The following is a 6,060-nucleotide window of genomic DNA, read 5'->3' as shown; positions in this document are numbered from 1 at the left end:
AGGATTTTTATCAGACTAACTTCCACTTGGATTAGCGGTGGAAGTTAGTTTGGGAATTTAGCAAAATTCTCCTGTCAGACCTAGCAGACAGGAGAAGGTCTTAAATATCAATCTCAAATGGTTCGTCAATGGTTTCTGATACGTATTTTCCGTCTTTTTTCCGTTGCTTGACACATTCTGTGAGGAGATACTCGATTTGCCCATTGACTGAACGAAAGTCGTCTTCTGCCCATGATGCGAGTGCAGCGTATAACTTTGTTGAGAGTCGAAGGGGGATTTGCTTTTTTTTAGATTCTGCCATTTCTAATAAAGGCTTCCTGTATTGACAATTGGTTGTGCATCATGATTGCCACAAAGAACGACTAGGAGATTTGAAACCATGGCAGCTTTTCGTTCTTCGTCAAGCTCTACCAATTCCCCTTCATTGAGCCGTTCTAGTGCCATTTCAACCATTCCTACAGCACCATCGACAATCATCTTACGGGCATCAATAATGGCAGATGCTTGTTGGCGTTGAAGCATAACGGCAGCAATTTCTGGAGCGTAAGCTAGATAAGTAATACGTGCTTCAAGGATTTCCAAGCCAGCATCCTCAACACGACTTTGGATTTCTTCACGAATACGGTTAGCTACAATTTCGCTAGAGCCACGGAGGCTACCTTCATCTGCTTGCCCGTCACCCGTAGTATCCACATTAGGAGACACATCGTAAGGATAGATGCGGACAATATTTCGGAGGGCGCTATCACATTGCAATGAAAGATATTCTTTGTAGTTATCAACGTTGAAAACTGCCTTAGCAGTATCGACTACACGCCAAGTAACGGCAATTCCGATTTCTACGGGATTTCCTAGACAATCATTGATTTTTTGGCGAGAATTGCTTAAGGTCATAACCTTGAGGGAAATGTGTTTCTTGCTAATTTCAAGATTTACATCATTGTCATTTGATGATTTAGCTCCTAAAAAAGGAGATTTTGTGCTAACATCACCACTTTGTCCAAGTCGAGTGTGGTTTGCAGGGTTGACCGCTACGCTGAAGGGATTGACAAAGTAAAAACCAGGTTCTTTGATGGTACCTGTATAGTTACCAAAGAGTGTCAGAACCAGAGCTTCTTGAGGTTTGACAACTTTTAAACCAGCATGAGTTAGCACTGCAATTACGATTAGTAAAGGTCCGATAATAATTCCAAAAATGTTTTCCGAACCAGCACCCATTATCAATATAAAGATACCAAGTACGATTGTCAACTCAATGAGAATCAATGCGAATACACCATTTGGTTTTGAATTGATTAGTTTTTCAGTCATAAGAATGACCTCCTGTTATTTGATATCTAAATGATATCACTTTAATTTATAAAGTCAAGAAATAAATGGAATATTTTTAAAGAAAAGATTGCTGTATAGAATTTTCTGAAAATTCAAGGATTTTCTTCTGTTCATTGCTTTTAAAATGTGCTATAATAGTAAAAACTGAAATGGGAGGGAACAAATGACTGAATTAGATAAACGTCACCGCAGTAGCATTTATGACAGTATGGTGAAATCACCAAACCGTGCCATGCTTCGTGCGACTGGTATGACAGATAAGGACTTTGAAACACCGATTGTGGGAGTGATTTCGACTTGGGCGGAAAATACACCATGTAACATCCACTTGCATGATTTTGGGAAATTAGCCAAAGAAGGTGTCAAATCGGCAGGTGCTTGGCCTGTGCAGTTTGGGACTATTACCGTAGCAGACGGGATTGCCATGGGAACGCCTGGGATGCGTTTCTCTTTGACATCTCGTGATATTATTGCGGACTCAATCGAGGCGGCTATGGGTGGTCACAATGTGGATGCCTTCGTCGCTATCGGTGGCTGTGACAAGAACATGCCTGGATCTATGATTGCCATTGCTAATATGGATATTCCAGCTATTTTCGCCTATGGTGGAACCATTGCACCGGGAAATCTTGATGGCAAAGACATCGACTTGGTTTCTGTCTTTGAGGGTATTGGAAAATGGAACCACGGTGATATGACAGCTGAGGACGTGAAACGTCTTGAATGTAATGCCTGCCCTGGCCCTGGTGGCTGTGGTGGTATGTATACTGCTAATACCATGGCGACTGCTATCGAAGTTCTCGGTATGAGCTTGCCAGGTTCTTCATCTCACCCAGCTGAATCAGCTGATAAGAAAGAAGACATCGAAGCAGCAGGACGTGCTGTTGTTAAGATGCTTGAATTGGGTCTCAAACCATCAGATATCTTGACCCGTGAAGCCTTTGAAGATGCCATCACTGTAACTATGGCTCTCGGTGGTTCTACAAATGCCACTCTTCACTTGCTTGCCATTGCCCATGCTGCCAATGTTGACTTGTCACTTGAGGACTTCAATACGATCCAAGAGCGTGTGCCTCACTTGGCTGACTTGAAACCATCTGGTCAGTATGTCTTCCAAGACCTCTACGAAGTCGGTGGTGTGCCTGCGGTTATGAGATATCTCTTGGCAAATGGATTCCTTCATGGAGATCGCATCACATGTACTGGTAAGACAGTTGCTGAGAACTTAGCTGACTTTGCAGACCTCACACCAGGTCAAAAAGTTATCATGCCACTTGAAAATCCAAAACGTGCGGATGGTCCGCTTATCATCTTGAACGGGAACCTTGCTCCTGACGGTGCGGTTGCCAAGGTATCAGGTGTTAAAGTGCGTCGTCACGTTGGTCCAGCTAAGGTCTTTGATTCAGAAGAAGATGCGATTCAGGCCGTTCTGACAGATGAAATCGTTGATGGCGATGTAGTCGTTGTTCGTTTCGTTGGACCTAAAGGTGGCCCTGGTATGCCTGAGATGCTGTCACTTTCATCAATGATCGTTGGTAAAGGTCAAGGAGACAAGGTTGCCCTCTTGACAGATGGCCGCTTCTCTGGTGGTACTTATGGTCTGGTTGTTGGACATATCGCTCCTGAAGCTCAGGATGGTGGACCAATTGCCTACCTTCGTACAGGCGATATCGTTACGGTTGACCAAGATACTAAAGAAATTTCGATGGCCGTATCCGAAGAAGAACTTGAAAAACGCAAGGCAGAAACTACCTTGCCACCGCTTTACAGCCGTGGTGTCCTCGGTAAATACGCTCACATCGTATCATCTGCTTCACGCGGAGCCGTGACAGACTTCTGGAATATGGACAAGTCAGGTAAAAAATAAACTTAAAAAGCAAGCCAATCTCGGCTTGCTTCTTTTCATCTCCAAAAGTGATTTGCCTGCTTATACTCAATAAAAATCAAAGAGCAAACTAGAAAGCTAGGCGCAGGTTGCTCAAAACACTGTTTTGAGGTCGCAGATAGAACTGACGAAGTCAGCTCAAAACACTGTTTTGAGGTCGCAGATAGAACTGACGAAGTCAGTAACATATACCTACGACAAGCCGACTCTGACGTGGTTTGAAGAGATTTTTGAAGAGTATTAACGAGGTGGTAGTCCAAGGGCAATACGGCCGTAGCGACTGATTCGTGTGATTTTCCAAGCAGGCGACCAGGTAACTTCAACCTTGACATCTTCGATACCCTCGATTTGTTTCAGACCTGCGACGATTTCAATAGGCAAACTTTCGGCGCAATCGCAGGCGGTGTCGGTGAAGGTCATGACAATCTTACAGAGACCCGTTTCGTCCAGATTGATTTCATAAATCAGTCCTAGATTGTAAACATCCAATTCCACATCTGTATCAAAAACCTTCTCTAGTTTTTCGATAATTTGGTCTTGCAAGGCCAAAGCACGGTCATTGATTTTGATATCGTCTCTCATTACAGTCCCTCCACGTGATAAATATCCTCTATTTTCTCATAATTCTGACAATTTGGCAAGTTTTTGATGAATTTTCTGAAAAATATGATAAAATGAAGAAAATACTGAATCAAGGGGAAGCCTATGGAGCAGATTGGAAAAGTCTTTAGACAACTACGAGAGTCAAGAAATATCTCGCTGAGACAAGCAACTGGAGGACAATTTTCGCCGTCTATGTTGTCCCGCTTTGAAACAGGTCAGAGTGAGCTTTCGGTGGAAAAGTTTTTATTTGCCCTAGAAAATATATCTGCCAGTGTAGAGGAAATCCTCTTTCTGGCGAGAGGTTTTCAGTATGATACAGATTCTGAGTTGAGAAAAGAAATCATAGATGTCTTGGATCCAAAGAATATAGCTCCGCTTGAGGACTTGTATCGCAAGGAGTATCAAAAGCATGCCCATTCTCAAAACAAACAGAAACATATTCTAAATGCCATTATTATCAAGTCTTATATGAAGAGTATGGATGAAACGGTAGAGTTAACGGCAGAGGAAGGGAAAGTCCTTCATGATTATTTGTTTTCTACTGAGATCTGGGGAATCTATGAACTCAATTTGTTCTCAATCAGTTCTCCGTTCTTATCTGTTTCTCTTTTTACTAGATATGTACGAGAAATGGTCCGAAAATCTGATTTTCTAATGGAAATGTCTGGCAATCGAAACCTTTTTCACACTATACTATTGAATGGCTTTTTAGCCAGCATTGAGTGTGAAGAATTTACCAATGCCTCTTATTTTAAACGTGTTATCGAAGAGCATTTCTACAATGAAAATGAAACCTATTTCCGAATTGTCTATTTGTGGGCAGAGGGTCTCCTTGATAGCAAGCAAGGCAGAGTCAAGGAAGGTCAGAAAAAGATGGAAGATGCTGTCCGTATTTTTGAGATGCTTGGCTGTAATAAATCTGCTGAATACTATAGAAAAACGACCGATTGTTGAATATTTGCAAACTAAGAAAATAATTTGAAATTTGAAGCGATAGAACTTTTGGGCTCTCTTGTGTCACTGGAGAAATTCTCTCGATTCTTTTTGCTCATTTTGTTTGTTGCATATATTCAAAAGTTTTTTTCTCTAGAATTTCTAAGTGCTATACTATAGTCATACTTCACATAAAACTTATACTCTTCGAAAATCTCTTCAAACCAACTCAGCTTTATCCCCAACCTCAAAGCTGTGCTTTGAGCAACCTTCGGCTAGCTTCCTAGTTTGCTCTTTGATTTTCATTGAGTATTCGAACAAGAAGGGGGATTACCTATGAAATTATTGTTTAGAAATCAAGCTTATCGTCTCTTGACTTTGTCACGATTCTTCAATGCTTTTGGTGCTTCGATTTTTAATCTGGTCTTTATCGTCTATGCATCGACCTTGCCACAAGCCTCTTTTGCTGTTGCTATGGCGAATATTGTCATGATTCTTCCGACTCTCTTTACAGTTTTTGTAGGGATTCGGGCAGATTACACGAGGGACAAGGTCAAATGGATGGTCTATAGCGGTTTGTTTCAGGCAGTTTTATTTTTTCTAGCAGCCCTAGTTGTCCAGCAAGCTAGTCTCTTTGCCTTTTCTAGTCTGTGTTTAATCAATGTCATTAGTGATGTCATCAGTGATTTTGCAGGTGGCTTGCGCATGCCTCTCATTAAAGAAAAAGTAGCTGAAGAGGATTTGATGGAAGCTTATTCTTTTTCCCAGTTTATCACCTATATTTCAGCCATTGGTGGTCAAGCTTTCGGAGTGTGGCTCTTAGAGCTATCGGTCAATAATTTTTCTCTCGTTGCGGGAATCAATGCCTGTTTCTTCCTAGTATCAGCCGTTATCCTCTTTTTAGGAAGAAGCAAATTGAGCCTGTCAATGTCATCTGCTGATGGTGAAATTCTAAAAAATGAGAAGCTTCCGATCAAAGAGCAGTTCCTAACGATTTATCGAAATTTACGTCTCGTTTTTCTTAAAAGTGGACAGAAAAACTTTGGTTTTATGCTCTTTGCTGTCTTGCTTATCAATGCCTTGGGTGGCGCTTTGGGTGGAATTTATAATATCTTCTTTTTGAGCCATTCTCTCTTGAATTTTTCTTATACAGAGGCATTATTTATCAGTCAATTCTGTGCTTTGTTAGCAATCATCATCAGTAGCCTTACGGGCAATGATTATTTTGGGAAGCAGTCCTTGCCTAGATTGATGATGTGGGCGACCGTAGGACTCAGTCTAGTTGGTCTAGCTAATTTATTCAATCA

At 41.5% G+C, this 6,060-nt stretch carries 6 protein-coding genes; 3 read left to right on the top strand and 3 right to left on the bottom strand.

Annotation, left to right across the window (positions count from 1 at the left end):
* Positions 1 to 100 precede the first annotated feature (100 nt).
* Together SMIDD26_RS09230 and SMIDD26_RS09225 are read right to left on the bottom strand one after the other, a co-directional pair.
* Positions 101 to 301: a type II toxin-antitoxin system antitoxin gene (locus SMIDD26_RS09230; RefSeq protein WP_061439906.1), complete on the bottom strand. Its 201-nt coding sequence runs from the start codon at positions 299 to 301 to the stop codon at positions 101 to 103.
* A gap of 2 nt (positions 302 to 303) precedes the next feature.
* Positions 304 to 1,311 (bottom strand): SPFH domain-containing protein, encoded by a 1,008-nt coding sequence (locus tag SMIDD26_RS09225; RefSeq protein ID WP_061425788.1) that lies wholly within the window; start codon positions 1,309 to 1,311, stop codon positions 304 to 306.
* A 184-nt stretch (positions 1,312 to 1,495) separates the two neighbouring features.
* On the opposite strand from SMIDD26_RS09225, the gene ilvD reads away from it, so the two are divergent.
* Positions 1,496 to 3,199 carry a dihydroxy-acid dehydratase gene (gene ilvD / locus SMIDD26_RS09220; RefSeq protein WP_000137346.1) on the top strand — a complete coding sequence of 568 codons (1,704 nt, stop codon included), beginning with the start codon at positions 1,496 to 1,498 and terminating at the stop codon, positions 3,197 to 3,199.
* 258 nt (positions 3,200 to 3,457) lie between these two features.
* On the opposite strand, the gene SMIDD26_RS09215 is transcribed toward ilvD, so the two are convergent.
* The gene (locus SMIDD26_RS09215) at positions 3,458 to 3,799 is read right to left on the bottom strand and encodes a metal-sulfur cluster assembly factor (RefSeq protein WP_001204052.1); all 342 of its coding nucleotides are present in this window, start codon (positions 3,797 to 3,799) and stop codon (positions 3,458 to 3,460) included.
* Between the two features lie 123 nt (positions 3,800 to 3,922).
* Between SMIDD26_RS09215 and rgg the strand changes: the two genes are divergently transcribed.
* Together rgg and SMIDD26_RS09205 are read left to right on the top strand one after the other, a co-directional pair.
* Positions 3,923 to 4,774, top strand: a complete 852-nt coding sequence (gene rgg, locus SMIDD26_RS09210; protein ID WP_061439905.1) for a quorum-sensing system transcriptional regulator Rgg — start codon at positions 3,923 to 3,925, stop codon at positions 4,772 to 4,774.
* A 315-nt stretch (positions 4,775 to 5,089) separates the two neighbouring features.
* Positions 5,090 to 6,060 (top strand): MFS transporter (locus SMIDD26_RS09205; protein WP_246747016.1); only part of this gene is annotated, 971 nt, incomplete at its 3' end.

The sequence above is a fragment of the Streptococcus mitis genome, from assembly GCF_001579035.1.
Classification (GTDB): domain Bacteria; phylum Bacillota; class Bacilli; order Lactobacillales; family Streptococcaceae; genus Streptococcus; species Streptococcus mitis_J.
The sequence above is the reverse complement of the archived record's forward strand: the minus strand, read 5'-3'. Positions and strand labels throughout refer to the sequence as shown.